General features: G+C 70.8%; 24 protein-coding genes. 3 read left to right on the top strand and 21 right to left on the bottom strand.

Annotated features, from left to right (window positions below):
* The first annotated feature begins 34 nt into the window (after window positions 1–34).
* Window positions 35–3,640 (top strand): PxKF domain-containing protein, encoded by a 3,606-nt coding sequence (locus ABD352_RS15620; RefSeq protein ID WP_344613075.1) that lies wholly within the window; start codon window positions 35–37, stop codon window positions 3,638–3,640.
* An 81-nt stretch (window positions 3,641–3,721) separates the two neighbouring features.
* Here the strand turns inward: ABD352_RS15620 and ABD352_RS15615 are convergent, their stop codons facing one another.
* From ABD352_RS15615 to ABD352_RS15560, 12 genes are all read right to left on the bottom strand, one after another.
* Window positions 3,722–5,230, bottom strand: coding sequence for a diguanylate cyclase domain-containing protein (locus ABD352_RS15615; RefSeq protein WP_344613074.1), 1,509 nt, complete (start codon window positions 5,228–5,230; stop codon window positions 3,722–3,724).
* A gap of 1 nt (window position 5,231) precedes the next feature.
* Window positions 5,232–6,419, bottom strand: coding sequence for an FIST signal transduction protein (locus tag ABD352_RS15610; protein WP_344613110.1), 1,188 nt, complete (start codon window positions 6,417–6,419; stop codon window positions 5,232–5,234).
* A 209-nt stretch (window positions 6,420–6,628) separates the two neighbouring features.
* Window positions 6,629–7,267, bottom strand: a complete 639-nt coding sequence (locus ABD352_RS15605; protein ID WP_344613073.1) for a 3-oxoacid CoA-transferase subunit B — start codon at window positions 7,265–7,267, stop codon at window positions 6,629–6,631.
* The gene (locus ABD352_RS15600; RefSeq protein ID WP_425553550.1) at window positions 7,267–7,962 is read right to left on the bottom strand and encodes a 3-oxoacid CoA-transferase subunit A; all 696 of its coding nucleotides are present in this window, start codon (window positions 7,960–7,962) and stop codon (window positions 7,267–7,269) included. Before ABD352_RS15600 ends, ABD352_RS15605 begins: the two co-directional genes overlap by 1 nt.
* Window positions 7,959–8,216, bottom strand: coding sequence for a hypothetical protein (locus ABD352_RS15595; RefSeq protein WP_344613072.1), 258 nt, complete (start codon window positions 8,214–8,216; stop codon window positions 7,959–7,961). Before ABD352_RS15595 ends, ABD352_RS15600 begins: the two co-directional genes overlap by 4 nt.
* Before the next feature lie 6 nt (window positions 8,217–8,222).
* The gene (locus ABD352_RS15590) at window positions 8,223–9,953 is read right to left on the bottom strand and encodes a CocE/NonD family hydrolase (protein WP_344613071.1); all 1,731 of its coding nucleotides are present in this window, start codon (window positions 9,951–9,953) and stop codon (window positions 8,223–8,225) included.
* Window positions 9,954–9,977: 24 nt separating this feature from the next.
* Window positions 9,978–10,928: an MBL fold metallo-hydrolase gene (locus ABD352_RS15585; RefSeq protein WP_344613070.1), complete on the bottom strand. Its 951-nt coding sequence runs from the start codon at window positions 10,926–10,928 to the stop codon at window positions 9,978–9,980.
* Window positions 10,925–11,833, bottom strand: a complete 909-nt coding sequence (locus ABD352_RS15580; protein WP_344613069.1) for an alpha/beta hydrolase — start codon at window positions 11,831–11,833, stop codon at window positions 10,925–10,927. The genes ABD352_RS15585 and ABD352_RS15580 overlap by 4 nt, the downstream gene beginning before the upstream one ends.
* A 4-nt stretch (window positions 11,834–11,837) precedes the next feature.
* Window positions 11,838–12,956 carry an FAD-dependent monooxygenase gene (locus tag ABD352_RS15575; RefSeq protein ID WP_344613068.1) on the bottom strand — a complete coding sequence of 373 codons (1,119 nt, stop codon included), beginning with the start codon at window positions 12,954–12,956 and terminating at the stop codon, window positions 11,838–11,840.
* A 14-nt stretch (window positions 12,957–12,970) separates the two neighbouring features.
* The gene (locus ABD352_RS15570) at window positions 12,971–13,924 is read right to left on the bottom strand and encodes a phosphotriesterase family protein (protein WP_344613067.1); all 954 of its coding nucleotides are present in this window, start codon (window positions 13,922–13,924) and stop codon (window positions 12,971–12,973) included.
* Window positions 13,925–13,954: 30 nt separating this feature from the next.
* Window positions 13,955–14,950, bottom strand: a complete 996-nt coding sequence (locus tag ABD352_RS15565; protein WP_344613066.1) for a phosphotriesterase family protein — start codon at window positions 14,948–14,950, stop codon at window positions 13,955–13,957.
* Between the two features lie 154 nt (window positions 14,951–15,104).
* A complete protein-coding gene (locus ABD352_RS15560) occupies window positions 15,105–16,715 on the bottom strand; it encodes an MFS transporter (RefSeq protein ID WP_344613065.1) in 1,611 nt (536 codons plus the stop codon).
* A 180-nt stretch (window positions 16,716–16,895) separates the two neighbouring features.
* Here ABD352_RS15560 and ABD352_RS15555 point away from each other — a divergent pair, with 180 nt between their 5' ends.
* Complete coding sequence (locus ABD352_RS15555) at window positions 16,896–17,522, top strand: TetR/AcrR family transcriptional regulator (RefSeq protein WP_344613064.1); 627 nt, start codon at window positions 16,896–16,898, stop codon at window positions 17,520–17,522.
* A 46-nt stretch (window positions 17,523–17,568) separates the two neighbouring features.
* Here the strand turns inward: ABD352_RS15555 and pcaDC are convergent, their stop codons facing one another.
* From pcaDC to pcaH, 4 genes are read right to left on the bottom strand one after another with little or no spacing between them, the layout of a single operon-like run.
* Window positions 17,569–18,732: a bifunctional 3-oxoadipate enol-lactonase/4-carboxymuconolactone decarboxylase PcaDC gene (pcaDC, locus tag ABD352_RS15550; protein WP_344613063.1), complete on the bottom strand. Its 1,164-nt coding sequence runs from the start codon at window positions 18,730–18,732 to the stop codon at window positions 17,569–17,571.
* Complete coding sequence (locus ABD352_RS15545) at window positions 18,729–19,961, bottom strand: lyase family protein (protein WP_344613062.1); 1,233 nt, start codon at window positions 19,959–19,961, stop codon at window positions 18,729–18,731. Before ABD352_RS15545 ends, pcaDC begins: the two co-directional genes overlap by 4 nt.
* Window positions 19,961–20,518 carry a protocatechuate 3,4-dioxygenase subunit alpha gene (gene pcaG, locus ABD352_RS15540; RefSeq protein WP_344613061.1) on the bottom strand — a complete coding sequence of 186 codons (558 nt, stop codon included), beginning with the start codon at window positions 20,516–20,518 and terminating at the stop codon, window positions 19,961–19,963. The genes ABD352_RS15545 and pcaG overlap by 1 nt, the downstream gene beginning before the upstream one ends.
* Entirely contained in the window at window positions 20,515–21,291 is a 777-nt protein-coding gene (gene pcaH, locus ABD352_RS15535; protein ID WP_344613060.1) for a protocatechuate 3,4-dioxygenase subunit beta, read from the bottom strand. The genes pcaG and pcaH overlap by 4 nt, the downstream gene beginning before the upstream one ends.
* A gap of 68 nt (window positions 21,292–21,359) precedes the next feature.
* Here pcaH and ABD352_RS15530 point away from each other — a divergent pair, with 68 nt between their 5' ends.
* Entirely contained in the window at window positions 21,360–22,139 is a 780-nt protein-coding gene (locus tag ABD352_RS15530; protein WP_344613059.1) for an IclR family transcriptional regulator, read from the top strand.
* Window positions 22,140–22,232: 93 nt separating this feature from the next.
* Here the strand turns inward: ABD352_RS15530 and ABD352_RS15525 are convergent, their stop codons facing one another.
* From ABD352_RS15525 to ABD352_RS15505, 5 genes are all read right to left on the bottom strand, one after another.
* Window positions 22,233–23,117 (bottom strand): LysR family transcriptional regulator, encoded by an 885-nt coding sequence (locus tag ABD352_RS15525; RefSeq protein WP_344613058.1) that lies wholly within the window; start codon window positions 23,115–23,117, stop codon window positions 22,233–22,235.
* 48 nt (window positions 23,118–23,165) lie between these two features.
* Window positions 23,166–24,302: an NAD(P)/FAD-dependent oxidoreductase gene (locus ABD352_RS15520; RefSeq protein WP_344613057.1), complete on the bottom strand. Its 1,137-nt coding sequence runs from the start codon at window positions 24,300–24,302 to the stop codon at window positions 23,166–23,168.
* Complete coding sequence (locus tag ABD352_RS15515) at window positions 24,299–24,487, bottom strand: ferredoxin (protein ID WP_344613056.1); 189 nt, start codon at window positions 24,485–24,487, stop codon at window positions 24,299–24,301. Before ABD352_RS15515 ends, ABD352_RS15520 begins: the two co-directional genes overlap by 4 nt.
* A complete protein-coding gene (locus tag ABD352_RS15510; RefSeq protein WP_344613055.1) occupies window positions 24,484–25,665 on the bottom strand; it encodes a cytochrome P450 in 1,182 nt (393 codons plus the stop codon). Before ABD352_RS15510 ends, ABD352_RS15515 begins: the two co-directional genes overlap by 4 nt.
* Before the next feature lie 107 nt (window positions 25,666–25,772).
* Entirely contained in the window at window positions 25,773–26,543 is a 771-nt protein-coding gene (locus ABD352_RS15505; protein ID WP_344613054.1) for an IclR family transcriptional regulator, read from the bottom strand.
* Between the last annotated feature and the right edge of the window lie 17 nt (window positions 26,544–26,560).

Below are 26,560 nucleotides of genomic sequence, written 5' to 3'. Positions count from 1 at the left end.
GCACACGCGCACACCCCAACGAAGAGGATGAGCCATGAACATCCTGAGAGGGATGGTTTCGTCCCTGTGTGCCGCCGCGCTCGTACTCGCGGCACCGACCTGCGTCGCGTTCGCATCACCCGCAACAGACCCCCTGCCCACCAACCTCCTCGCGGCCGACATGGACACCGAGTTCAACGGCCCGACCAGCCCGCTGTCGATCGCCAGCGCGACAAGCGGAGCCGCGCAGCAGATCGTCAGCGTCGACGGCAACAGCGCCCTCGAGCTGCGGGACTCAGCCCTGGGGGCGGCCAACCCCAGCTACTTCTACCGCCGCTTCTCCACCGGCGCCCTCATCGACGCCGTCAACGCCGTGTACAAGCAGCCGGTCGGCAGCCCCGGCAGGCAGTTCAGCCTGTCGTTCGACCTCAAGCGCAGTGCGGCAAGCGACCAGCCCGTCGCGAAGGACATCTTCGCGCAGATCGCGTTCGGTAACTACGACAACAAACTCGTGCCCCGGTTCCCGGTACCGCCGCAGCTCACCCTCACCACCACCGCGGCGTACAAGAACACCTCCGGTGCCCTGTCCCGGGTTACCGACACCGACATCCCGCAGTACAAGTTCACCGTCGTGCCCAACGGGGGGCAGCGTCTCGCCACCACGGTGGAGCTCGGCTGGCAGGTCCGGGTCAACACCACTGGCACCGACGAGGCGATCGTGATCGACAACCCCTCGGTCGTCGAGCTGCCCGATCCGGTCATCGACGATCAGCCGCCGACCGCACCGACCGGGTTGGTCAAGGGGCAGGTGTCCGAAACCAGCGCCTCCTTGACTTGGACGCCATCCACCGACAATTTCGGCGTGACGGGATACGACGTCTACCGTGACGGCTATCTGGTTACGTCCACCACAGGTGGCACCACACTGGCGGTCGTCGGCAACCTCGTGCCGTCCACGACCTATCAGTTCACGGTACGGGCCAAGGACGCCAGCGGGAATGTCAGCGCGCCCAGCGCCCCGCTGTCCATGACCACCAGCCCGCACGTACCCACCGCACCCGCACCGTACCCCGGCGACCAGCAGAGCCGGTCGCAGTGGCTGTGGGACAAGACGAAGGCGATGCTCGAGGAGGAAGGAGCGATCAACACCGCGTCGTACGTGGCGCAGCTCGGGGACCACGAGAACGTGGCCACAAACCTCGGCAAGCTCGACAGGCTGTACCAGCTCTACGACGCCGAGCAGTACAAGACCCTGTCGAAGATGTACGGGTACCTCATGGTCGGCGACCAGTACAGCCCGACGATGCTCACCCACGTCCGGAGCTACTTCGCCCAGTACGCCTACGGGCCGCTCGCGCAGACCGAGAACCTGCGGATGAGCAACTACGTCACCGGGTACCTCGTCGGCCAGTACTTCCCCGACGTGTCTGACCTCAAGGGCAACTCCGGCGCACAGCTGAAGTCCGTCAACAAGGCCGCCATCCTTGCGATGATCGACGCCGGGGTGCACCGCGGCTGGGCAGAGTACGAGAGCAGCGAGTACACCTTCATGACGTACTTCGGGCTCAACGCGATCTACCAGTGGGCCGACGACCCCGAACTGGTACAGAAGGCCAAGATGGCCATGGACGTCATGTGGTTCGAGTGGGCCAACGACTGGATCGACGGCTACCGGGTCTCCACGGAGAGCCGTGCCAAGGGCGACTCGACCCTCGCCGACGATCCGACCTGGCGCGGCGCCAACCACTCGATCCTCGCCTGGACGTACTTCGGCGCCGACCGGGCACAGCAAGGCGTCGGTGAGTCGGACAACCTGGCGCCGTCGGCCTACCGTCCGGACCTGGAGTACGTCGGCCTGGTGGCCTGGCCGGGGACGAAGTACACGCCGCCACCGCTCGCCGTGCAGCTCGGCCAGAAGACCGACAAGTCCTACACCTCGTACAAGGCGAACCTGCAGAACTCGAGCGGTCGCGCGATGGACATCTATCGGACGACCTACGTCCGCCCCACCTGGGGGCTGGGCACCGAGGTCCAGTACCGCAGGGTCGACAACTGGCTCGAAGACATGCCGATGGTGCTGCGCTGGCACTCCGGCGCCGCGCAATCGGTGTTCCGTGTGTCGGTCGACGTGGGCAACGCCCCGATCGGGACCTACGACGATCCGGCCCAGCACCGGGTGATGCAGGACGGTCCCGCGGCGGTCGGTGTCTTCAAATCGGCGGGGGACCCGACCGAGAACTACCTCAACGCGATGTTCCCCGACACCGGCTCGATCGTCGAGCGGCGCGACGTCGGCGGATGGTCGATCGTCAACACCGGAACGTCCTACTTCGCCTTCAGGATGGCGCAGCCCGGGACCTGGTACCACCAGACGCCGAGCGACCCGGCGAACAAGGTGAAGACGACGGCGCAGAACCACCCGACCGCGAGCCTCAGCTACAGCTACGACATCCTGCGCAGCCAGGCCGACCGCAACGGCTGGGTGCTGGATACCGCGGACAAGTCCGAATACGCCGACCTCAACGCGTTCGCGGCCGCCGTGACGACCAAGGCGAGCCTGGACACCAGCCACGTCGGCGACGAGAGTCCGCGACTGGTGTACCACAGCATCCACGGCGACACGCTCGACATCACCTACGACAGCCCGGCCCAGGCCCCGGGCGCCACGCACCTGATCAACGGCGCCCCGATCAACTACGACTCGTTCAAGCTGTTCGACACCCCGTGGCTGCAGCAGGACAAGCTGGGCGCCACCTTCACCGCGTCGGTGGGCGACGAGGGCGTCGTCTACGACTTCAACCAATGGACGGTGACCCCGGTCGTGCACGACGTGGTGCCCCCGACGACCACCCTGACGTGGTCGCCCGGGCAGCCGAACGGCAATGAGGGCTGGTACACGACGACCCCGTCCTTCACGCTCGACGCCAAGGACGACGTCGCCACGGCCGGCACGCAGTACCGGATCGACGGCGGCGACTGGATGGCCTACCCGGGCTCGCCGGTCACGGTCGACCTCCGGGGGACCCACCAGGTCGAGTACCGCTCGACCGATACCGCCGGCAACGTCGAGGCGGCGAAGTCGGCCACGGTGAAGGTCGACACGGTCGCGCCGGCGGTGACGTTCTCCGCCACGATCGGCGACGTGTACTTCGGCGCGGTCCCGGCCGCCCCGGTATGCGCCGCGATCGACCTCACCTCCGGCCCGGCCGGCTGCGCCGTCACCGGCTACAGCACCGCCGTCGGCGCGCACACCCTGACCGCGACGGCGACCGACTCGGCAGGCAACGTGGCCGCGATCGAGCGCACGTACACCGTGCTGCCATGGACGGTGAAGGGCTTCTACCGCCCGGTCGAGATGGGCGGCGTGGTCAACACGGTCAAGGGCGGCAGCACGGTACCGATGAAGTTCCAGGTGTACTCCGGCACCACCGAGCTGACCGACCCGGCCGTGGTCACCATGAGCGTCAGCCAGGTCTCGTGCACGGCCGGCGCACTGACGGCCGAGATCGACACGCTCGCCACCGGTGACACGGCGCTGCAGTACGCCGACGGGCAGTACCAGTACAACTGGAAGACCCCAGCCACCCCCGGCGCCTGCTACGCGGTGACCGCCACGACCCAGGACGGGTCGAGCACCACCGCCCTGTTGAAGCTGCGGTGACACAGCACTGACACCCGCGGAGGGGCTGCTTCCCCCAGCCCCTCCGCGGCCGTGCTGCCTGTGGTCGTTCAGGTAGCCGGGTCAGGCGACCTCGGCGAAGCCGAGCCGCATGTGTTCGGAGAAGAGCTCGTACCGCGCGCGGCCGTTGCGTTTGGCCTCATACATCGCGATGTCGGCGCGCCGCATGAGGTCTGCCGGGTCGGACTCGCCTGGTTCGCCGAGCGCGACGCCGATGCTGGCGTCCACCGACACCCGGTGACCGGCGACGACCATCGGCTCGGCGGCCGTGCGCACGATCCGGTCCGCGACCCGCACCGCGTCGTCGATGCCGGTCACCCCGCACAGCAGGACCGCGAACTCGTCGCCGCCGAACCTCGCCGCGACGTCGCCGGTACGCAGCTGGGCCTTGATCCGCTCGGCGGTGATGACGAGTAGCTCGTCGCCCGCGGCGTGCCCGTGCGTGTCGTTGACCGCCTTGAACCGATCCAGGTCGATGAAGAGCAGGGCCACCGCAACGCCCTCGACCAGCCTGGCGGTCGTCCGCTCCAGGAACAGGCCCCGGCTGGCCAGCCCGGTCAGCGTGTCGTGGACGGCCTGGTGCATCTTGTTGAAGGTGTGCGCGTCGGTCAGGGCGAGGCTCACGTTCTGTGCGAAGGCGCGCAGGGTCTGCTCGTCGCCGTCGGTGTAGGCGCGGTCCGGCCGGTACGACGCGACGAGCAGGCTGCCGGTCAGCTGGCCGCTCTCGTGGACCGGGGCCGCCATCGAGGCGCACAGCCGGCCGCCGGTCAGCGCCCGCAGGACCGGCGAGGCGTGTTCGTACCCGGACAGCACCACGACGTCGTTGCGCCGCATCGCCTCGCCGGCCGCGCCGGCCTCGGAGCGCAGCAGGGCGGGCAGTCGCTTCGCCGGCAGCCCGACCGACGAGCGCAGCCGCGCATGGTCGGGCGCCTCGGCGTCGCAGACCCACAGACCCACGATCTCGTCGCCGAGCAGCTCGTGCGCGGCGGCGGTGATCGTGTCCAGGATCTCCTCCAGCGGGTCGCGGCGGGAGATCGCGCGCTGGATGACCGACAGGTGCAGCAGCAGCCGCTGCTGTTCGCGCAGCGACTCGGCCAGGCGCGCGTTCTCCTCGGCCTGCCGCTCGCTGCGCTGTCGCATCTCGTGCTCGGCGCGCAGGGTGCGCAGCATCGTGAGCGTCAGGTCCAGGGTGCGGGCCATGCCGCGGATCAGGTTGCGCTCGTCGGCGGGGAACGGCTCGTCGCCCCACCGGGCGATGAGCAGCTGGCCGGGGTGGGTGCCGGCCCACTCCGCCGCGGCCGCGGTACACCTGCCCAGGCCCGGCACGTCGATCCAGTCCCGGTCGTGGCGGCCCACGGCCAGCAGCTCGCCGGTGGGCACGGCGCCGGTCGGGAAGCCGACCGCCGCGGCCACCCGGTCGCCGAGCACGACCGCGGCCACCTCGGCCTCCAGTGCCTGGGCGGCGAGCTCGACGGCGCCCTGCACCGCGGACTGCTCGTCCGGCAGCGACGTCACCACGGCCAGCAGCTCGACGAGCTGCTGAATGTGTAGTGAGCCAGCGATCCCCGCCATCTCAGGCCAGCGCGAGGACCGCGAGCGTCTGGTTGTGGAAGCCGTCGATCCCGCGCACCCGGGCGATCTCCCCGTAGGTGTAGAAGCCGGCATACGGCACGCCGTCGGCCAGCTTGGCGATGCGCTCGCCCTCCCGCTCGATGCCGTCTGCGCCGAGGATGGTCCGCAGCGCCGCGCAGCTCAGCGTGAGCATGCCGATCGGCGCGTCGCCGCCGAGGCCCTCGACGGCGGCGTGGCAGGCGGCGTCGGTGGCCGCCAGGATCGACTGCTCGTCGCCGGTCATCGCCCAGGTCAGCCCGCCGGGGGCGACGGCGCCGCCACCACCGATGGACCGGCCCTCGATGTCGACCCGGTTGAGGTTGCGGGCCTCGACGCCGCTGCGCCGCTGCACGCCCAGCGGCCGGGGCAGCGCGAAACGCTGGAAGGCGGCGGCGTCCGTGTACGCCTCTGGCGGCGCGTCGAACCGGCTGAGGTACACGTCCATCGCCGGCCGGTCGTCCAGGGTCTGGATGCGGCCGTTGCCGCTGCTGGTCACGATCATCGGCTCGCCGACCTTGCGCCAGCCGTGGCGGGCGGCGACGGACAGCGGCGCCTCGGACCCGATCGCGATCCCGACGACGGCGTCGGTGTGGACGCGGTCGTCGCAGTACAGGTAGCTACCGCTCATCCGCCACCCGTCCGCGGCGGCGCCGCCGAACAGTGGGACGGCCGCGCCGACGACGCCGTAGGCGCCGAGCAGGATCGCCTCCTGCTCACGGACGATGCCGTCGGTGAGCAGCATGAGGACCCGGTGCGGCCGGTCCCCCAGTCCCTCGACGCACCGCGCCGCCTCGGCACCGGCCTCGCGCTGGCGGCCGGCGGCGCGCTCGGCGACCGCGGTCGACACCGTGAAACCCGGGCCGCCGATCGCCGCGATCGTCACCGTCCCGTCGCGCGGCCCGCCCGGGCCGATCTCGCCGTTCGTCGTGCAGCCGGCCACCGGTACGCTCCCGGCGACCTCCCGGAGTCCGGCGAGCACCTCGGCCTGGTCGTGGGTGATCGCGGTGAACGCGATGAAGAGCTTCGGCTCGGCGCCGCGGACCGCCGCCCGCGCTGCGGCTCGGGCGGCCGCGCGGGAGTCGGACTCGGCCGACCGGCCGACGCCCATCCAGCGCCGCCCGTCGCCAGGCTCGGCGCCGCCCATGTACACCTCCCGCAACTCAGGGTCGGTATCGCACATCGGCTGCCCGGGGCGCCGTCTGAGGACTCCCGGGTGATGTGGGCCTCACACTACAGCAACCGCCGCAACGGTATCAGGATGGGAATGCCGGTGCATGCGGTCCCGTGCGGCGGCGCTGCGTCGCACGGGACCCTGGAAGGACCGGTCAGCCGGTGAAGCCGGCTGTGATCTGGGAACTGTCAGTGGGCGTCGAGCACGAGCGGGACTTCCAGCCGGGCGCGCAGTTCCTCGACGGAGGTGTCGAAGACCTCGATCACCCGGACGCCGTCGGTGGTGATGTCGAAGACGGCGTGGTCGGTGTACACACGACTGACACAGCCGACGCCCGTGAGGGGGTAGGTGCAGGTGGGCACGAGCTTCGGGCTGCCGTCCTTCGCGAAGAGCGTCATCATCACGTAGACCCGCTTGGCGCCGATCGCCAGGTCCATCGCGCCGCCGACGGCGGGGATCGAGCCGGGCGCGCCGGTGTCCCAGTTGGCGAGGTCACCGCTCGCCGAGACCTGGAAGGCACCCATGACGCACACGTCGAGGTGGCCGCCACGCATCATGGCGAAGGAGTCCGCGTGGTGGAAGTATGCCGCTCCGGGCAGCTCGGTGACGGGCACCTTGCCGGCATTCGTGAGGTCGGGGTCGACCTCGTCGCCGACGGCCGCGGGGCCCATGCCCAGCATGCCGTTCTCGGTGTGCAGGACGATGCCGAGCTCGGCCGGGAGGTGGTCGGCGACCTTGGTCGGCTGACCGATGCCGAGGTTGACGAAACTCCCCGGCTCGACGTCCTGCGCGACCCGGGCGGCGAGCTGGTCGGGATTGAGTGGCATCAGCGGGCTCCGTGCACGGTGTAGTGGCGTGGCTCGACCTGGACCACGCGGTCGACGTAGATGCCCGGGGTGACGACGACCTCCGGGTCGATCCGCCCCGCGGCCACGATCGACGAGACCTGCACGACGGTCGCCGCGGCGGCCGTGGCCATCACCGGGCCGAAGTTCCGGGCGGTCTTGCGGTACACGAGGTTGCCCATCGTGTCGGCGATGTGCGCGGAGATCAGGGCGACGTCACCCTTGATCGGGTACTCGAGGACGTAGTTACGTCCGTCGATCATGCGGGTCTCCTTGCCCTCGGCGAGCGGCGTGCCGACGCCCGTCGGGCAGTAGAACGCCCCGATGCCCGCCCCGGCCGCCCGCATCCGCTCGGCGAGGTTGCCCTGCGGGACGACCTCGAGCTCGATCTCCCCACGGCGGTAGAGGTCGTCGAAGACGTGGGAGTCGACCTGCCGGGGGAAGGAGCACAGCACCTTCCGCACCCGGCCGGCCCTCAGCAGGGCGGCCAGGCCCACGTCGCCGTTGCCGGCGTTGTTGGACACGATGGTGAGGTCGCCGGCGCCGTGCCGGATCAAGGCATCGATCAGGTCGAACGGCATGCCGGCGAGGCCGAAGCCACCCACCAGCACGGTGTCGCCGGGCTTGACGACGCTCACCGCCTCGTCCGGCGATGCGAAGATCTGCGCTTTGCTCACGCCGCTCCTCCAGTGACGTTCTCCAGGACGACGGCGAGTGCCTGGCCCACGCCGATACGGATCGCGGCGACGCCGTACCGCGCGCGCCTTGCGACCAGAACCTTGGCGAGGGTACCGAGGATTCGGGCGCCGGAGGCACCGAGCGGATGGCCGATGGCGATCGCGGTCGCCGCGAGGTCGTCGGGGCGGACATCGGCCAGTGCCGCGTTGAACCGGCCGAAGGGCGTGCGGGCCGCCGCGTAGACGAATGCCATGCTCGGCTACCTCGTCTCCGCGGTGGTGCGGGCCGTGAAGGGCAGCACGAGCCGGGACCGGTGGGCGGCGTCACGATAGATCTTGTGGGTGACGGGGCGACCCACCGGCAGGTGGAATGCGTCCGGCGGCAGCAGCGCGTTGTGTGCGTCGGCCAGCGGTTCGTCGTTGGACAGCTCCGCCACCAGACGGTGGCCGGGCCCCAGCGTCGCCGCGAACGGGTAGAGCCGCAGGACGTACTCCTCGATCTTCCCGGGCTCCACCGGCACGGCGCGGGTGTGCGGGTGGTACGGGTTGCCCTCGGTCGTCCGCTCGTCCAGCTCGCGGTGCGAGGCTTTGAGGAAGCCGGTGGTGATCAGCTGGCGGCCTCCGCCCGGGGCGTGGTCCCACAGCCGGATGATGAAGTTCGTGTCGTCCTGGTCGATCTCGGCGAACAGGTGAGCCGCACCGGCGCCGATGAGCTCGGTGGGCTCCTCGAACGGCTCGGTGCTCCAGCTGACGGTCGCCACCTTGTCGGTCACCGTCAGCGGTGCCTGGTAGAAGCCGTCCGGGGCGGCGTGCTCGGCGCCCATCATCTCGGGCTCCGGGGACAGCTTGTGGCGCGGGCGCAGGTACAGCGGCTTGTACTCGATCTCCTTCGGCGGCCACTGCGCCGCGGTCACCACCGCACGCGAGCCCTCGACGAAGACGCTCACCGCCGGCTCGTCCATGATGCCGTTGTCGATGCCCTTGAGCCAGTACTCGTACCAGCGGAACATCTTGTCGTGCTCCTCGATCCAGGGGCGCGACTGCATCGGCGGGTAGGAGCCGATGTCTAGCTTCTTGGGACCCTTCAGCACGTTGAACAGCTCGATGTGGCCGTCGACGGTCCAGCCGCGGCCCTGGTCGATCTGCAGGTAGACGGGGATGTCGATGCGCTCGGCCAGCGTGATCGGGTTGCGCTGCTCGTACCATTCGCCGTCGAGCGGGTTCATCACGATGTCGAACCAGAACTCGCGGTTCTTCGGGTACTTCAGCACGTGGACGAGGTTCGGCCACGCGGCCACGTCCGGGTCCCGGAGCCGCTCGCCGACGAGCTTCTTGAGCTCTTCCGGGGCGTGGACCTCCTGCATGCGGGACCTGACGTTGGTGTGCGCGATGCCGGAGTCGCCACCGCGCCCCTCGCGGGCGGCCCGCGGCATGAACCACATGACGCCGCCGTGGTAGGTGGTCTCGTAGAAGTCGAAGTGGCCGCCGCTGACGAAGATCGCCTTCAGGTGTGGCGGCCGCTCGGCCGCGGCGAGCACCTGCATCGACCCGAAGTAGGAGATGCCGATCATGCCGACGTTTCCGTCGCACCACGGCTGGCCGGCGACCCACTCGACGAGGTCGTACAGGTCCTGGCCCTGGGGAACACCACCGAAGTTGTAGTTGCCGATCATCACGCCGCCGGAGTCTCCCGTGCCCCGCATGTCACCGATGACGTGGACGTAGTCCTCCTTGACGACGCGCGCGATGTCACCGGCCTCGATACAGCCGTCCCACATCGGGCTGGGGCGGCGCTGCGGCGGCGTGGTGAGCGCGAGGGCCTGCAGCTCCTTGCCGTAGGCGCTCATCGCGATCAGGGCCGGCCGCGGTTTGTCCTGCGCACCATGGTAGGCGTCGACGGCGAGGGTGACCCCGTCGCGCATCGGCACCTGCAGGTCCTTGCGGACGGCGATCGTCTGCTCGCCCGCCTGGATCGTCCGGAAGTCAGCCATGAGTGCGAAGTTCCTTGTCCTGTGTCACGAGTTCTGGTTGACGTGGGTCGTGAAGTGCGTGCGGTAGCCGTGCATCGACGTGAAGAACGGCGACGGCTCGAGCGTGGGGTCGCCGTCGTAGCCGAGCTGCTCGGCGACTGCGGCGAACGGGGAGTACGGCGAGTCCGCGTCCTGCAGGCCGTCCTGAAGACATCGGCAGGCCGCCTCGCTGACCCGGGCCTCGATGTCCAGGCTCCCCTGCAGCGCCTCCCGGGCCTGATCGGCGTCGAGCTCGACGCCGTACGCCGTGCCGTCCGCGCGGCGGTACGGGTGCCCGAGGTACAGGTGCTGCGGACGGATCGCGTCGCGCAGGTACTGCAGGCCGGCGCGGTACGCGACCGGGTCCGCGTAGCCGGGGAAACCGTTGGCGGCCCCGTGGACCTGGACGGCGTCGCCGACGAACGCGGCGCGCTGCCCGTCGATCACATAGGCCACCGATCCGGGCGTGTGGCCCGGGACGGCGTGGACGGAGACGGTGACGCCGCCACCGAGTGAGAGGGTCTCGCCGCCCCTGAGCAGCATGGTCGGCTCCATCTCGCCGGAGATGACCGCATTGGCCGCGGCCGTCACCCTCGCCTCGCCGCCGGGGTCGTTCAGGTACGGCGCCCGGCCGTGGCGGTACTCCTCGACGTGCGCCCGGCGTGAGCGCAGCATCGGGGCGTCGGCCTCGTGGATGACCACCTGCGCGCGCCGGCCGGTGCGCTCCCACAGGGCGTGGGCGCCGCCGACGTGGTCGATGTGGCCGTGGGTCAGCAGGATCCAGCGCACGTCCTCGATCCGGCGGCCGATGGCCTCGAGCGCGGGGGCCATGCCCTCGGTGGGCGAGGTGGCGATCCCGGTGTCGACGATGGCCGGTTCGGGGGCGTCGATGAAGAAGCTGTACAGGCCGAACCGCCCCCACGGCGAGACCAGGGGATGGACGTTCACGTGCGTCATGACCGGCTCCTCAGGAAGGCGGCCGTCTCCTCGAAGACCCGGTGGTATTCGGGGATCCGGGAGAAGTGCTGCACGAATCCGTGACCGGCGCCCGCGTAGCGGCGCACCGTGGCGTCGACTCCGGCATCCTTGAGCCGCCGGCCGTACAGTTCGCCCTCGTCACGCAGCGGGTCGTGCTGCGCGGTCACGATCAGCGCGGGCGGCAGCCCGGTGAGGTCGGCCCGCTTGATCGGCGAGACCAGCGGATCGGCGGGGTCGGCGCCGCTTTCGAGGTAGAAGGCGTTGAACGGCTTCAGCCCCGCCGTCTCCAGGCCGTAGCCGACGGCGTTCTCGCGCAGCGAGGCGTAGCGGTCGACGTCGAAGTCCAGATCGAGCGAGGGGTAGTACAGGACCTGGTGCGTGATGCGATCGAACCCCTCGTCGTGGGCCATTGCGGCGACGGCCGCGGCGAAGGTACCGCCCGAGCTGTCGCCGGCGACGGCGAGCGCGGCGCCGTCCCAGTGCTCGGCGGCCCATCGCACGGCCGCGTAGCAGTCCCGCAGACCGGCCGGGAAGGCGGCCTCGGGCGCCCGGCGGTAGCCGACGGAGACGACCGTGAAGCCGGTCTCCTTCGCCAGCGACCGCGCGACGTGGTCGTGGGTGTCCAGGCTGCCGAGGAAGAAGGCGCCGCCGTGGAAATAGACCAGCACACCGTCCGCGGCGCCGGTCGATGCGTAGGTCCGCACGGGGACCTCGCCGGTCGGGGTCCGCGCCACTGTGTCCTCGACCGAGTGCAGCGGCAACCGCTGCTCGATCGCAGGCACCTGCGCCTCCTCGGCCGCGCGCATGCCGGCCGGGTCGAGCGGGCCGTCGGGTGGGGCCGGCAGGCTCGCCAGGATCCTGGCGATCTCGGGGTGCAGCGCCATGGCGTCAGGCCTGCGGCTGCTGGGACGCGGGCTTCTGCCCGGGAAAGACGTCGTTGACCTCGTCCTCGCTCCACCCCTGACGCGAGATGCGCTGCAGATCGTCGGTCACCGGCTTGCGGGTCTCCTGGTACCGGGCCAGCGCTTCCTTGACGGAGCCGGCCTGGGCGAGGGAGTCGGCGAGCGCGCCGGCGTCCAGGATCGCCGAGTTCGCGCCCTGGCCCTGGTGGTGCAGCATCGAGTGGGCCGCGTCGCCGACGAGGACGACGGAGTCCGAGTGCCACGTGTCGACCGGGTCGATGTCGTAGACGGCGCGAACGTTCACGGCGTCCATGTCGAGGTCGCGGGTGATGTTCACGATCCGCTCGTCGAAGCCCTTCACCGTCGCCAGGAGATCGTCCTTCGTGACCCGAGGGGCCCAGGTGCTGTCCGGGCACAGGGCGGTGATGTCGAACGAGACCTGATTGCGGTGGCGCAGCGGCAGGAAGTACACCTTCGTGCCGTGGCCGATGTACATCCGCAGGTTGTCGTCGACACACATCCCGTGGGCGCTGTCAGCGGAGATCACCACGCGGTAGGCGTGCTCACCGGAGAACACCGGGCCCTTGTCGCTGAAGAGCTGCCGGCGCACCACCGACTTGATGCCGTCGGCGCCGACGACCAGATCGGCCTCTACGGTCGTCGCGTCGGCGAAGGTGAGCACCGAGCGGTCGCCCCGGTCCTCGACGGTCTCCAGCCTGTGACCGAGGTGCACCATGCCCTCGGGGAGCACGCCCACCAGTGCGTCGATGAAGTCCCCGCGGTGGATCAGATGGGTCGTCGCGCCGAAGTTGTCGATCTCCGGCCACGCCTCCTTCATGATCGGGTCGCCCGTGGCGGTCAGGATCTCGAAGTAGTCGCTCGGCGAACTCACCTTGGCGATCGCGTCGAAGATCCCCCACTGGCGGAACCGGTCCATGGTGGAGGGGCGCAGGCCGATGCCGGCGCCGACCTCGCGGATCTGGTTCGCCTGCTCGTAGACGTTGACGTCGGCACCGAGGAGCGACAGAGCCTTGGCCGCCGCCGCGCCGGCATACCCCGCGCCGACGATCGCGACGCGCAGGTGCTTGAGGTCTGAGGTCTGCATGGTTCTGTCCTCGGTCAGTTCTTGATGGTCAGAAAGTCGGCGGGGTTGTCGACGAAGATGGTCCTGATCGTGTCCTCGTCGAGACCGGCGGCCCGGAGGTCCGGGATGAGGTCCTCGAAGATGTAGTTGACGGTGTGGCCCTTCACGCCCGGCCAGCCCAGCGCGCTGCAGTTGGCGTCGGCCGAGGCGAGCACCTTGTCCAGGTGCCCTTGACCGATGAACCGGAGGAAGTGGTCCAGTCGTTCCTTGCGCGGGCGGGCCCAGAACGGCGGGTCCGGGAGTTCGGTCTCGTAGCCGAAGGTGTCGAATCCCAACCGGCCGCCCTGCTCCGCGATCCAGGTGTCGCGGGTCTTGTCGGCGTTGACGCCGTCGTCGACGTGCCCGAACAGGACACGGTCGAGCGCAAGACCCTCCGCGTTGAAGATGGCGATCGCGTTCTCGGCGTCGATGGCGAGGTGGGTGAGGATGGGCACGCCGGTGGCCAGGGCGGCCCGGGCGGCCGCGCGGTAGATGCGCTTGTCCAGCTCGGTCATACGGCCGCCGCGGCTCACGCCGACCTTGATCACGCCGGCGCGGCTGCCGGTGTTGCCGATGCCGAGGGTGATCTCGTGGATGAACTGCCCGGTCAGGTATTCCACGCTCGCCCGGGCGAAGAACGGCAGCGCGGTGTCGCCGCCGACGAAGCCGGTGCTGGCGACGATGTGCACGCCGGTCTTCGCCGACAGCGACTTGTAGTAGTCGACGTCCCGGCCGTTGCAGATGCCGGTTGCGTCGACGAACGTCCCGCCGCCGTACTCGTGGAACTGGCGCAACTTCGGGACGGTCTCCTCGTAGCGCTGCTCGGGACTCTTCCACCACTTCGTGTCCAGCTCGGAGCCCGGCATGCCGTACCCGATGTGCTCGTGGACGGCCACGAGACCCAGTTCTTCGGCGGGGACCGGCCCCAGGACGGTGTTCACTCTCGACACAGCACTCACCTTTGAGAGAAGGAGCAACGCTCAGCGCACCGACAGCAGGTCGCGCGGGTTGTCGGCGAGGATCCGCCGGACGTCCTCGTCGCCGAGGCCCTGTGCCTTGAGCCGGGGGACGAACGTGGTCAGCACGTAGCTGTAGGGCAGGTCGTTGGCCGGGTGGCCCTTGGCGACGCCGGTCGCGCTGCTCGACAGCAGGACCCGGTTGCCGTGGCCGGCCTCGACCAGCTCGGCGACCAGGGCGGCGCGCACGGCGTCGGTGATGTGGTCGTCGTCCTCGGTGCCCACATGGTCGAGGCCGACGTAGGCGCCGCGCGCCGCGACCTCGAGCGGCGCGCCGGCGGCGACGGCGTCCTTGCGGTCGAGCCCGCCGACGACGACGCGGTCGGCCGGCAGCTTCTCGTCCAGGACGATCTGGAGGTCGCGCACGGCGTCGCCGCCGTAGCGGATGGACACCGGGACACCGGTGGTCAAGGCGGCGCGGGCCGCACCGCGGAACAGGCTCTCATCCGTCGCGGTCATGCCCGTGACGGTCGCGGCGGTGGCCACGAGGCCCGCGGCGGCCCGGCGCTCGACACGGGGAACCACCATGCCCCCGGTGACCTCCTGGGCGAACAGTTCGGCGAACTTCTCGGCCGGCCAAGGCGTCGGCGGATTGGTCTGCGGCGTCAGGAAGTAGCCGCCGAGCATCTCCTCGGGGCCCTGGCCCGACGACGCGACGATGTGCACGCCGGTCGCGCGCGACAGTGCCTCATACAGCCGCACGTCGCGCCCGTGGAACATGCCGGTGCTGTCGACGACCGTCCCGCCGCCGTGCCTGCGGAAGTCGCTCAGCTTCTCGGCCAGGGTCTCGAAGATCTCGGCGCGGTCCATGGTGATGTCGAACGCGTACTGCGCTCCGGGGACGACCGACAGCAGGGCCTCGTGCACCGCGACGACCCCCAGCCGCTGCGCGGGCACCGGGCCGAGGACGGTGTTGACGGTGGCGCCGGCGGTGCGCTCGGCGGGTGGGGCGCCTTTCACTGGCATTCCTCTCGATCTCGCCGAGTGACCGCAGTCACGCCGGCGATGCGAACGATGTCACGACGGTTTACATTGTGTCAAGAAATCACTCATCGGGTAAAGAGTAGCTCGCGCCGGCGCCGGGCGGGACCTCGGCGACTCGGCGGCGTGCAGCTCACCCGGCGGGGACGAACTCCTCGTCGATCAGCGGCGCCTCGACCGCCGCGCGCTTCGCACCGAAGAGGCCGAACAGCGTCAGCGCGGCGGCAGCGGCGGCACAGAGGCCGGCAACCAGGAACGCGAGGCTGTAGGCGCTGCCGAGAGACTCGAACGCGAGCACGTGGAGGCTCTGCGGCATCGGCACCGGCGGCATGTCCGGACCGGCGCCCGGCACGACCGGCATCGAGTTGATCGCCATGGAGCCACCCTCGTGCGCGATGCCCCCGGCGATGTCGGTGTACGGCGGCGTGAGCCCGGACCCGCCGATCGCCGCCGCGGCCCCAGCGCTCAGGTCACTGTTGGCCCGGCTGACCGCGAACGCGGCGATGAGCACCGGGCCGAGCGCGAAGCCGAAGTCGCGCAGCAGGTTGGTGGTGGCACTGGCCATGCCGGCGAGCCGCAGCGGCACGGTGTTGATCGCGACGGCCGTGATCGAGCCGACGGTGAGCGCGAAGCCGACACCGAGCAGCAGCATCGGACCGATGAACCGCGTCCAGCTCATGTCGTGAATGTCGAACGTCGAGCACCAGATGCCGCTGACGGCGATGAGGGCGAAGCCGGCGGTGAGCACCCAGCGCGGCGAGAAGTTGCGGATCAGGTGGGAGACGATCGGCACCAGGACGAAGGCCGGCCCCTGGATGAACAGGAACAGCAGGCCGATTCGCAGCGCGCTCTGGTGCTGGATCGCACCGATCCAGATGCTCGTCGAGTAGCAGGTCGCGAGGAACGCGAACATGCCGACCACCGTGGCGATCGCGACGATCGCATAGGAGCGGTTGGCGAAGATGTTGAGGTGCAGCAGCGGGACGTCCGTGCGCAGCTCGATGACGACGAACGCACCGAGGAGCACGAGGCCCGCGACGAAGGCGCCGACGATCTCGGGGCGGGCGAAGCCGGCCTCGGAGCCCTGCGTGGCAGCGAAGAGGATGGCGATCAGACCGAGGGCCAGCGTCATTTGACCCGGTACATCGAGCTTGCGCCCCTGCGGCGCCGAGGAGTCGGCGGCGAACCGGGTGATGACGATCGAGACGACCGCCACCGCGATGACCACGATGAACGACGTCCGCCACGCGCCCGCCGCGGCGAGCCACCCACACAGCAGCGGGGAGATCGCCGCACCGACCGAGAGGAAGCCGGCCCAGACGGCGATGGCCTTGGAGCGGGCCTCCTGCGACGGGCTGACCGCGGCCAGCATGGCGAGCGAGGTCGGGTAGAGGATCGCGGCTCCGATGCCCTCGACGACCTGCCCGACCCACAGGATCTGGACCGTCCCGGCCAGGTAACTGACGAGCGAGCCGGCAACGACCAGCAGAGCACCCACCTGCAGCAGTCGCTTGCGACCGAACAGGTCACCGATCACGCCGGTGGTCAGTTCGAGGACGACCATCGGGATGGCGAAGGCGGCCGTGACCCAGGCCAGTTCGGCACCGGTGGTCTGAAACTCCTGCTGGAAGGTGCCATTGAGCGCGCCGGGCAGCGAGTACGCCACCTGCGCGAGGAATACGGCGAAGCAGCCGGCGACCACCGTGGCGGTGTAGCCCTGCTTACGCGCAGCGGTCTGCGTCATGGGACTTCTTCCTTGTCGACAAGCCGGGCGGTCGGGCGGCCGGGCGGAATCGGCCACCCCGACGTGAGCGCGATCACTCATGAGATGTGCAAGGTGTCATATGACTTGACAGGGCGTCAAGAGTCCGAGCAGCGCGTACTCAGAGTGTTCGGTACGCACAGAACGCAGCCGTCGTGCTCTATGCTGGCGGTCATGGCGACGCTTCGTGAGGCGCAGAAGGAGATGACGCGCAAGCTCCTGCTCGACGCCGGCCTGGACCTCTTCGTGTCCAAGGGCTATGCGGCGACGACGGTCGACGACATCGCGTCGGCGGCGGGAACGACGCGCGTCACCTTCTACGCGTACTTTCCCTCCAAGGTGGATCTCATGAAGGCCCTCATCTCGGAGCGGCTCAACGCCGCGCTCGACCGGATTCCCTCCGCCGAGCACGGGTCGACCGAGCGGGAGTTGGTCGCCGTGGTCGAGGACGGCTCACGCGAGCGGATCCGCGCGTGGCTCGCGTCGACGTCGCAGCGATGGGATGCCATTCGCCCCTACACCACGACCGCCTTCGCGGCCGCAGCCGTCGACCCGGAGATCCGCGTGCTCCTCGACGAGTGGCTGAACGAAGCCATCGGCGACATCAAGGACGGGCTCGACCGCGCCGACCGGTTCTCAGCCGGCACCCGCCACTTCCGCAGCGTCATCGCCATCACCGAGCTCGACTACGTCGCGCGCCACTGGACACCGGGGACCTGGGGCGTCGGACACGACGAAATGCTGGACGTGCTCACCGAGAGCTGGGTCGGCTCGATCGGGCGCCACTGAGCGACAGGCCGCCCCCGGCGCTCCGGCATCCGGCGCCCGTCACCGGTCACGCCGGATCTCGCGTGTCCAGCACTCGCGCGGCGACGCCGAAGGCGGTGTTCGCGGCCGGCACGCCGACGTAGATGGCGGTCTGCAGCAGCACCTCGATGATCTCGTCCCTGCTCAGCCCGTTGCGCAGCGCGGCGCGGAGGTGGAACTCCAGCTCATCGAAGTGGCGGCCGGCCACGAGCGCGGTCAGCACCGCGATGGAGCGGTCGCGTCGCGACAGGCCGGGGCGGTCCCAGATCTCACCCCAGGCATACCGGGTGATGAGGTCCTGGAAGTCGGCCGTGAGCGAGCTGCCGGCAGCGATCGCGCGATCGACGTGGGCGTCGCCGAGGACCGCCCGCCGGTTGGCCATCCCTGCCACGTGACGAGCACCGGCTCCGGCGAGGAAGTCGCGCACCAGGCTCGCGATCGCGCGGGGCGCCTCCACCGGAGGCAGGTGCGCGATGCCGTCGAGCTCGACCAGCCGCGCGCCGGGGGCGCCGCCGGCGATCTCCCGCAAGGATGCGACCGGGGTTGTCCGGTCGGCAGCGCCGGCGATGGCGAGCAGCGGCCGGCGGACCTCGCGGAGCCGGTCTCGCACATCGAAGTCCCTCAGGGCGTCGCAAACCTGCGCGTACCCCTCCGCGTCCACCGCGCTGAGGTCATCGAGCAGCGCGGTGGCGATGTCGGGGGCGCGCTCGGCGAAGCCCGGAGCCCACCACCGCTGGGCAGCGGCCGCGAGCAACGCGGTCGTCCCGGACCCCCGCACGAGTGCGGCGCGGTCACGCCAGAGGCCGGCGTCGCCGATGCGGGCACCGGTCGCGACGAGGGCGGCCCGGTCGACCCGGTCGGCGTGGTCGAGGACGAGCTGCAGCCCGACGGCACCGCCGACCGAGTCGCCGGCGTAGGCGAACCGGCCGTCGGGCGCACTGCGGCGCGACAGGACACGGTCGGCCGCCGCGCGGACGCCGCGCGCCAGCTCGGCGATCGTGAACCGCTCGCCCAGCGGCGCACCGCCGTGGCCGGGCAGCTCCCAGCCGACGACGTGGAAGTCCTCGGCCAGCAGCGTCGCGACTTCGCCCCACAGCCGCTCGACGCGGGTACCCAGCGAGGGACCGACCACCAGCAGCGGCCGGTCCGGCGAGCCCGCCAGGTGGACCGTCCTCAGTGCCGGAACGCTCATCCGTCGTCCTTCCATGCCTGCGCGCAGCGGGACAACGACCGGTCGATGATGCGGTCCGCCGCACCGAGGTAAGCCTGGCCGCCGGGCCGGTCGTCGACGACGGCGTCGAGACTGCGCCGCTCGGCGAGCAGCTCGTCCCGGCGGGCGGATTCGGCCATCCGGTCCTCGTGGACGGTGAGTCCGCCGAGCAGTTCGGTGGCCTGGGAGGCGGCGACGACGCTGCGGCGTCCCAGCAGGCGCAGGGTGTCCCACTCGACGTGCCACGCGCCGTCGGGCCGTTCGTCGACGTACGACGCCGCGGCCACGTGCAGCGTGGAGGCGAGCGCCGGCGCGGCGAGCGCGTGCCGTCGCAGCAGCACCGACAGGACCGGGTTCGCCTTGTGCGGCATCGTCGAGGAGCCGCCGCGGCCGGGCAGCGCGGGCTCGGCAAGCTCGCCGAACTCCGGCCGGCCCAGCAGCGCGACATCGGACGCTATCCGGCCCCACGCGTCACCGGCGGTGACGAGCGCGTCCGCGGCACCTGTCAGCCGGCCCCGCACTGTCTGCCACGGCGTCGTGGCCGGCAGGCCGAGCCGGTCGGCGAGATCGGCGACGAGGGCAAGCGACGCGGCGGCAGGATCGGAACTGCCGACCCGGCGGAACAGCTCGGCGCTGGCAGCGAGGGTTCCGGCCGCGCCGCCGATCTGCACGGCCAAGCGCCTCGTCGCGCCGCGAACCGCCCGCGCGGCCTCGATCACACAATCGAGCCAGGTTGCGGCCTTCAGCCCGAAGGTCAGGGGTACGGCGGGCTGGGTCAAGGTCCGGGCGGCCATCGGGGTGCCACGATGGCGCTCAGCCAGCGCGGCCAGCGTCATCGACTGAGCGCGCAGGTCGGCCAGGACGGCGGCCATCGCCTCGCGCAGGCACAGGACGAGCGCGGTGTCGACGACGTCCTGGCTGGTCAGGCCGCGGTGCAGCCAGATCGCCGCGGGATCGTCGCCGAGCCGCCGGCGCATCAGCTGGACCAGCGGGACCACCGGATTGCCGCTCGCCTCCGCCGCCGTCGCCAGCTCCTCGACCGTCACCGCGCCCACGTCGTCGAGGGACCGCGCAGCGTCCGCCGGCGCGAGGCCGCAGGCTGACAACGCGCGCAGCCACTGATGCTCGACCTCGAGCATCGCGGCGAGGAATCGCTGCTGGTCCAGGAGCGCTCCCGCGCGCTCGTCACCGGGCCAGAACAGGTTCGCCATCAGGACCGCACATGCCGGAGGAAGACCGTCTCGTCGTCCCCCTGCAGTCGCAGGTCGAAGCGGTACCCCCCGGGCTCACCGATGGCGAGCAGCGTCCCGCGCCGGGCAGCCGGCACCGCACCGAGCAAGGGATCGGTGTCCAGTACCGCCTGGTCCTCGGGCAGGTAGGCGCGGGTGAACAGCCGGTCGAGCAGCCCGCGCGCGAAGACGGTCAGCGCGAAGAACGCGGGCCGCCCGGACATATGGGCGCCCGGCCGCAGCGTGGAGAACTCGTAGTGGCCGCGCACATCGGTCGCGGCCCGGCCCCAGCCGGTGAACGTGAACCCGTCCCGGCGCAGCGAGCCCTCCCGCTGCACGACGCCACCCTCCGCGTCGGCCTGCCACACTTCGATGAGTGTGTCCGGGACGGGATCGCCCGCGCCGTCGTACACGAATCCGTGCAGCCGGATGGCATCCGCCCGGCCCGCCGGCACCAGCTCGTGCCCGCGGGCGTACGGCAGGCCGTAGCCGAAGAACGGGCCCACGGTCTGGCCGGGGGTCGCCACGAGGTCGCTCATGCCGGCACCGCGCCGCGCCGCGCGTCGCCATGAAGCGGCCGCTCCATCCAGGTCCGCCGGCTGCCGCTCAGCACGATGTCCCAGCGATAGCCGAGGCTGAACTCCGGCTCCGTCTCGTCGTGGTCGTAGCGGGCCACGAGCGCCGCACGTGCGGCAGGGTCGGTGATCGACTGATAGATCGGGTCGAGGTCGAAGAGCGGGTCGCCCGGGAAGTACATCTGGGTGACGAGCCGCTCGGTGAAGTCGGTCCCGAACAGCGAGAAGTGGATGTGCGCCGGCCGCCAGGCGTTGTCGTGGTTGCGCCACGGGTAGGCGCCGGGCTTGACCGTGCGGAAGCGGTAGGAGCCGTCGGGCCCGGTGATGCACCGCCCGGCACCCGTGAAGTTCGGGTCGAGCGGCGCGCGGTGCTGGTCACGCTGGTGGATGTAGCGGCCCGCCGCGTTCGCCTGCCAGATCTCGACCAGCTGACCGGCGACCGGGCGTCCCTCGCCGTCCACGACCCGGCCGCTGACCGTGATGCGCTCGCCGATGGGCTCGCCTCGGTGCTGGATGGTCAGGTCCGCCTCGAACGGGTCAACGTCACCATGCCCGAAGCAGGGCGCCCAGCGCTCGACTCCGTCGGGGTCGGCGAGCTGGAGGTCCTTGGTCGGGTGCCGGAGGAGGCTGGAGCGGTAGGGCGGATAGTCGAGAGCTGGCCGGCCGGCCGGGCCGGCATCGCGCCGCGCCGCTGCGATCCGCGCGATCTCCGCGCTGATCTCTGCTTGCGTTGTCATGTCGCTCAAGGTAGGTCCGCGGCCTACAATCGCCGAGCGCCGACTTCCGTTGAATGGAAGGACCACCGATGCCACGTACGACGGCCGCCCCCGGGGTCACGGTCGCCTCGCGTCTGCTCGGGATCCTGGGTTCCTTCGACCCCGAGCACCGCGTGCTCACCCTCAGCGAGCTCGCGCGGCGCGCCGGCCTCACCCTGCCGACCGCGCACCGGCTGGTCGGCGAGCTGGTGGCGTGGGGTGCACTTCGCCGTACGCCCGCTGACGGCTACGCGATCGGCCGGCGCCTGTGGGACCTCGGCCTGCTCGCACCCGCGGAGACGGCGCTGCGCGAGGTCGCCTCGCCGTTCCTGCAGGACCTGTACGCCGCAACGCGCGTGACCGTCCACCTCGCCGTCCGCGAGGGCGACCAGGTGCTGTACCTCGACCGCCTGTCCGGCAACGCCTCGCTCCCGATCATCAGCACCATCGGCTCCCGGTTGCCGATCCACACCACTGGCGTGGGGAAGGTGTTGCTCGCGCACGCGCCGGCCACGGTTTGCGCCGAAGTGCTCGGCAGGCCGCTCCCCCGCGCCACGCCGTACACGGTGACCTCGCCGGCACGTCTGCGGCAGCAGCTGGACCGGGTGCTCAGCGACGGGTTCGCGACCACAGGCGAGGAGATGACCCTCGGCGCATACTCGATCGCCGTGCCGGTGGCGGCCGGCGATCGCACCGTCGCGGCGCTCGGCGTGGTGGTGCCCAACCTCAGGGGCAGGGCTCGACTGCTACCCGCGATGCGCGTCGCCGCGCACGGCATCGGCCGCGCGCTGGCGGCGGCCGCGTACGATCCGGAACGCACCTGCGGGTAACCGCGGGCCGGCTTCATGGCCGGCCGGAGACGTCACGTGGTCATGATGGAGTCACGCGAGGCGGCTGCCATGCATGTCGTGCGCATGCTCAGCTCACGGCCGCGCCGCATCGAACAGCAGCTGGCGCAGCCATGAGATGAAGGCGTGGTCGCCCAGATGCGGGTTCCACACCATGTCGATGCCCAGCCCCGGGAGCGGGAACGGAAACTCCTCGATCCGCAGGCCGACGAGCGTCCGCATCTCAGCGGCGACACGGTAGCGCAGGAGGGCGACCCCGCCGGCCCGGCCGACCAGGTACGGGACGAGCAGGAAATCGGAGATCAGCTGGCCGACGCGGTAGGTGACCGCCTTCTCGTCGAGCACCGAGTACGGGAAGACCCGCCGCTCGGTGTCGACGACGACGTGCGGCTGCGTGGTCAGCAGGTCGAGCGCGCCCGTTTCCGGTGGGGTGTCCGCCGAGGCCACCACGACGATGCGGTCGTCGTACAGGCGCTCCCGAGGGTACGGCGACGTGAACCCTTCGGAGATCAGCACGACGTCGACACCGTGCTCCGTGAAGGTGTTCCCGGTCGGCACCGTGATGGTCCGCACGCGGAGGGTCGCGTTCGGGGCTCGTTCGGCCACGAGTCGCGCCAGCCGCGCCCCGAGGACGAAGGCCGTGCTGGTGGTCATCGCGACGGTGATGACCCGGCGGTCCGTCGCCGGATCGAAGCCCGGGAATCTGATCACATCCGCGGCCCGCTGGAGCGTCGCCCGCAACGGCCCGATCAGCTCGAGCGCGCGCGGCGTCAGCGTGACACTGCTCCCTTGCCGGACGAGCAGGTCGTCGCCGAAGAGACGCCGCATGCGGTGCAACGCGTGGCTCATCGCCGGCTGCGTCAGCCCGAGGCGCTCGGCCGCCTTCGTCACCGACCGCTCCTCCAGGAGCGCGAGGAGGGGCACCAGCAGGTTGAGGTTGACCGATGCCAGTCGATCCAAGCCGGAACCCGTGGTGCCCTCTCCGTCAGCCCTCATCGGGACGAAACCCTACACGGCCTCCCGGCTCATCCGGCGCAACCGCGGGATCGGGATCCGGTAGTTCAGCGCCGCGGCCACACCGGCGCCGTCGGCGTGCGACCAGCGCATCAACGCCGGACCGCCGGGCCCTCCCTCGACGTACGTCGGGGCACCGTCCAGTGGAAGATAGCCGACGGCCTTGAGGCTGAGCCCGAACTGCTCGGTCCAGAAGTACGGCTGGAACTGCAGCGGTGCCGCGTCGTCGCCGCGAACGAGTGCGGCCGCAGCCACCTTCGCCTGCTCGATGGCACTGCTCCACAGCGGGATGCGTCGCAGGCCGTACGGCGTCGGGAAGGCTGCCAGATCGCCGGCGGCGGCGATCCCGGGCCGGACCAGTCCCCGGGAGTCGACCTGAACGACGCCCCGGTCGGCCAGGCCCGTGCCCGCGAGCCACTGCGTGTTGGGGACGTCGCCGATGGCGGTCACCACCAGCTCGGCCTCGAGGACAGCGCCATCGGCGAGGACGACACGTGCCTCGCCGCCGCGGCCCTCGAGCCGCGCAGATCCGGTCTGCACGATGGCGAGCCCGCGCTCCAGCGCCGCCTTGACGAAGACGTCGGCCAGGTATCGGCCCAGCTGCAGGATCAGCGGCACGCCCTGGGAGACAAGGGTGACCTGACCACCCGCGGTCAGGCAGGCCGACGCGATCTCCATGCCGAGCGGACCCCCGCCGACCACGACGACCGACGGGCGTCCAGCCAGACGCCTGCGCAGGGCAAGCGCATCGTCGAGGCCGCGCAGCGTGAGCTCCTCGGGCAGGTCGGACAATCGCCGCGCCCGGGACCCGGTGGCGAGGACGACCCGGTCGTAACAGAGCGCGGTGCCGTCGTCGAGTGTGACGAGCCGGCGGCCGGCGTCGAGTCCGGTCGCGCGTACACCCAGCAGCTCGGTTGCCCCGTGGGTGGCAGGCGCGAGCTCGTGGGACGACATGTCGTCGCCGTCGAGCAGCAACGCCTTCGACAGCGCCGGGCGGCTGTACGCCGCGTGCGTCTCGTCGCCGACGATCGTGATCTCGCCGTCGAAGCCGACATCGCGGAGCGTGTCGGCCGCGGTGAGGCCGGCGATGCCGTTTCCGACGACGACGACACGCTGGATCGGCGTGGTCATGCCAGACGCAGGGCCGCGACCGGGCAGACCCGGACCGCGGCGTTGGCCGGCCCGGCGTCGGCGTCGCCGACCTCCTCGCGGTCGATCACCAGCTCGCCGTCGTTGTCGAGGTGCAGCAGGCCGGGCGCGGTCTCCTCGCACAGCCCGTGCCCCTCGCAGCGCGCCCGGTCCAGGACGATCCTCATGCCGGCACCACCTTCAGGACGGGCAGCTCCTCGATGCTGCGGGTGATGTTGCTGGGGACGCGGACCTCGGGGCCGGCGATCAGCCGGTCGACCCGCCGGGCCAGCGCGTCGATGACGGCATGCGCCTCGAGGCGGGCCAGCCCCTGTCCGGCGCAGCCGTGCGGGCCGTAGCCGAACGAGAGGTGGTCGATCGGGTTGCGCTCGACGAGGAACGCGTCCGGGTTGTCGTAGTGGCGGGGGTCCCGGTTGCCGGCGCCGAACAGGATCGCGGCCTTCGCGCCCCGTGGGACCAGGACACCGTCGACCTCCACGTCCCGGGTCACGCGACGTCCCCAGGCATGGACCGGCGCCCAGTAGCGCAGCACCTCGTTGAACGCGGCCGGCACGAGCGACGGGTTCTCCCGGACCAGCGCGAGCTGCTCGGGGTGGGCCGCGAACAGGGCCACGATGTTGCCGATCGAGGCGATCGTGGTGTCGACGCCGGCACCGAGGTACTGGTGGATGATGTGGCCCGCCGTGCCCGGCGGGACGTCGCCGCGCGCCTCGGCCTCGAAGATCCCACGGCCGACCGAGCCCGGCGTCAGGTCCTCCGCGGTGACGGCCGAGCACCATTGGTACAACTCGCCGGCGATCGGGAAGCTCTCCGCGGTGCGCTGGTTCATCGGTCCGATGACCTGCATCGCGGCCTGGCCCCAGCGCAGCATGTTGTCGCGGACATGGCCCGTGAAGCCGATGAGATCCGCGACGACCTCGAGCGGCAGGGCGCGGGCCAGGCCGTCGATGGCCTCGAACGAGCCCTGGTTGACAAGTTCCGCGACCAGGGCGTCGGCCTTGGCGGCGATGCTGTCCTTCAGGCCGCGCAGCGCGCGCGGCGACAGGTTCGCGGTGAGGGTCGCCCGCAGCTGCGTGTGGACCGGTGGGTCCGAGGCGAGAGACGTGCCCGTGAGCGCCTCGTTGACCATCGGGTTGAATCCGATCGCCCCTTCCGAGGAGAAGCTCTCCCAGTCACCCAGGGCGTTGCGGATGACGTCGTACCTCGTGAGCACATAGGCGTCGTTCGCCGGGAGGCGGACGACACCTCCCAGGTCGCGCAGCGCTGCGTACGAGGGGTACGGGTCGACGAGCACCGCGTCGTCGAACAGGTCGAGATCGGAGACGGGACTGGCTGCATTGGTCATTGGATCACCTCGGGTCGGTACCTCGGTGCACCATTGAAGTGGCCCCGCTCACATTCAGCAAACACATGTTGTGCATGGCCCGACATGCACGTGGTGCATGTGACCGCTCAGCCGCCGCCCGCCTCGATGGCCCTGGCTGCCTCCCTGAGGGTGGCGACGAGCGCCGGAAGCTGCCGGCGGTCGTAGCGGACCGACGGCATCGAGATGGAGAGTCCGGCGAGCGCCGCACCGTCGGCGTCGTGGACCGCAACGCCGATCGCGACGACGCCCCGCTCCGACAGCCCGTTGTTGACCGCGAACCCGGACCGGCGCACGCGGGTGAGCCGGCCCCGCAGCGTCGCCACGTCCGGTCGTTCGCCGGGGCGATGGACGTACCGCTCAGCGGCGTAGAGCTCGTCGACCTCGGCCGGCTGGAGCTCCGCGAGCAGCACGAGCCCGGCCGTGGTGCGGTGGGCCGCGAACACCATCCCCTCACGCGAACCCACCCGCAGCGCCTGCCGGCACTCGACGCTCGCGATGAACCGCGTCGTGTCGCCCGTGCGGATGGACAGGTTCGCCGACTCCCCCACGACATCGACGATCCGCTGCAGATGCGGCAGCGCGGCGGCCCGCAGCCGCGACGTGCGCGACTGCGAGTGCGTGGCGAGCTCGAGGACCGGTCCCGGATGGTAGACACGCTGGTCGTCCTGGACCGCGAAGTCGCGGTAGACGAGCGTCTGCAGCAACCGATGGGCCGTGGAGCGCGCCACCCCGAGCCGCTCGGCCACCTGGCTCACCGTGAGCCGGCCCTCCAGCTGCAGCATGACCGCGACCCGGAGCGCATGGTCGGCACTGGTCACGAGGTACGCCGGCGGGATCTTCGGTTCCGCGCTGCCCATCCCCTGTTGTTCCGCTC

This window comes from Dactylosporangium salmoneum (genome assembly GCF_039532525.1).
Lineage (GTDB): Bacteria > Actinomycetota > Actinomycetes > Mycobacteriales > Micromonosporaceae > Dactylosporangium > Dactylosporangium salmoneum.
The sequence above is the reverse complement of the archived record's forward strand: the minus strand, read 5'-3'. Positions and strand labels throughout refer to the sequence as shown.

What these genes read in the sequence shown, in the direction of transcription:
- ABD352_RS15620 (WP_344613075.1), top strand. Translation starts at nt 35, where the DNA reads ATGAACATCCTGAGAGGGATGGTTTCGTCCCTGTGTGCCGCCGCGCTC.
- ABD352_RS15615 (WP_344613074.1), bottom strand. Translation starts at nt 5,230, where the DNA reads ATGGCGGGGATCGCTGGCTCACTACACATTCAGCAGCTCGTCGAGCTG.
- ABD352_RS15605 (WP_344613073.1), bottom strand. Translation starts at nt 7,267, where the DNA reads ATGCCACTCAATCCCGACCAGCTCGCCGCCCGGGTCGCGCAGGACGTC.
- ABD352_RS15595 (WP_344613072.1), bottom strand. Translation starts at nt 8,216, where the DNA reads ATGGCATTCGTCTACGCGGCGGCCCGCACGCCCTTCGGCCGGTTCAAC.
- ABD352_RS15590 (WP_344613071.1), bottom strand. Translation starts at nt 9,953, where the DNA reads ATGGCTGACTTCCGGACGATCCAGGCGGGCGAGCAGACGATCGCCGTC.
- ABD352_RS15585 (WP_344613070.1), bottom strand. Translation starts at nt 10,928, where the DNA reads ATGACGCACGTGAACGTCCATCCCCTGGTCTCGCCGTGGGGGCGGTTC.
- ABD352_RS15580 (WP_344613069.1), bottom strand. Translation starts at nt 11,833, where the DNA reads ATGGCGCTGCACCCCGAGATCGCCAGGATCCTGGCGAGCCTGCCGGCC.
- ABD352_RS15575 (WP_344613068.1), bottom strand. Translation starts at nt 12,956, where the DNA reads ATGCAGACCTCAGACCTCAAGCACCTGCGCGTCGCGATCGTCGGCGCG.
- ABD352_RS15560 (WP_344613065.1), bottom strand. Translation starts at nt 16,715, where the DNA reads ATGACGCAGACCGCTGCGCGTAAGCAGGGCTACACCGCCACGGTGGTC.
- ABD352_RS15555 (WP_344613064.1), top strand. Translation starts at nt 16,896, where the DNA reads ATGCTGGCGGTCATGGCGACGCTTCGTGAGGCGCAGAAGGAGATGACG.
- pcaDC (WP_344613063.1), bottom strand. Translation starts at nt 18,732, where the DNA reads ATGAGCGTTCCGGCACTGAGGACGGTCCACCTGGCGGGCTCGCCGGAC.
- ABD352_RS15545 (WP_344613062.1), bottom strand. Translation starts at nt 19,961, where the DNA reads ATGGCGAACCTGTTCTGGCCCGGTGACGAGCGCGCGGGAGCGCTCCTG.
- pcaG (WP_344613061.1), bottom strand. Translation starts at nt 20,518, where the DNA reads ATGAGCGACCTCGTGGCGACCCCCGGCCAGACCGTGGGCCCGTTCTTC.
- pcaH (WP_344613060.1), bottom strand. Translation starts at nt 21,291, where the DNA reads ATGACAACGCAAGCAGAGATCAGCGCGGAGATCGCGCGGATCGCAGCG.
- ABD352_RS15530 (WP_344613059.1), top strand. Translation starts at nt 21,360, where the DNA reads ATGCCACGTACGACGGCCGCCCCCGGGGTCACGGTCGCCTCGCGTCTG.
- ABD352_RS15520 (WP_344613057.1), bottom strand. Translation starts at nt 24,302, where the DNA reads ATGACCACGCCGATCCAGCGTGTCGTCGTCGTCGGAAACGGCATCGCC.
- ABD352_RS15515 (WP_344613056.1), bottom strand. Translation starts at nt 24,487, where the DNA reads ATGAGGATCGTCCTGGACCGGGCGCGCTGCGAGGGGCACGGGCTGTGC.
- ABD352_RS15510 (WP_344613055.1), bottom strand. Translation starts at nt 25,665, where the DNA reads ATGACCAATGCAGCCAGTCCCGTCTCCGATCTCGACCTGTTCGACGAC.
- ABD352_RS15505 (WP_344613054.1), bottom strand. Translation starts at nt 26,543, where the DNA reads ATGGGCAGCGCGGAACCGAAGATCCCGCCGGCGTACCTCGTGACCAGT.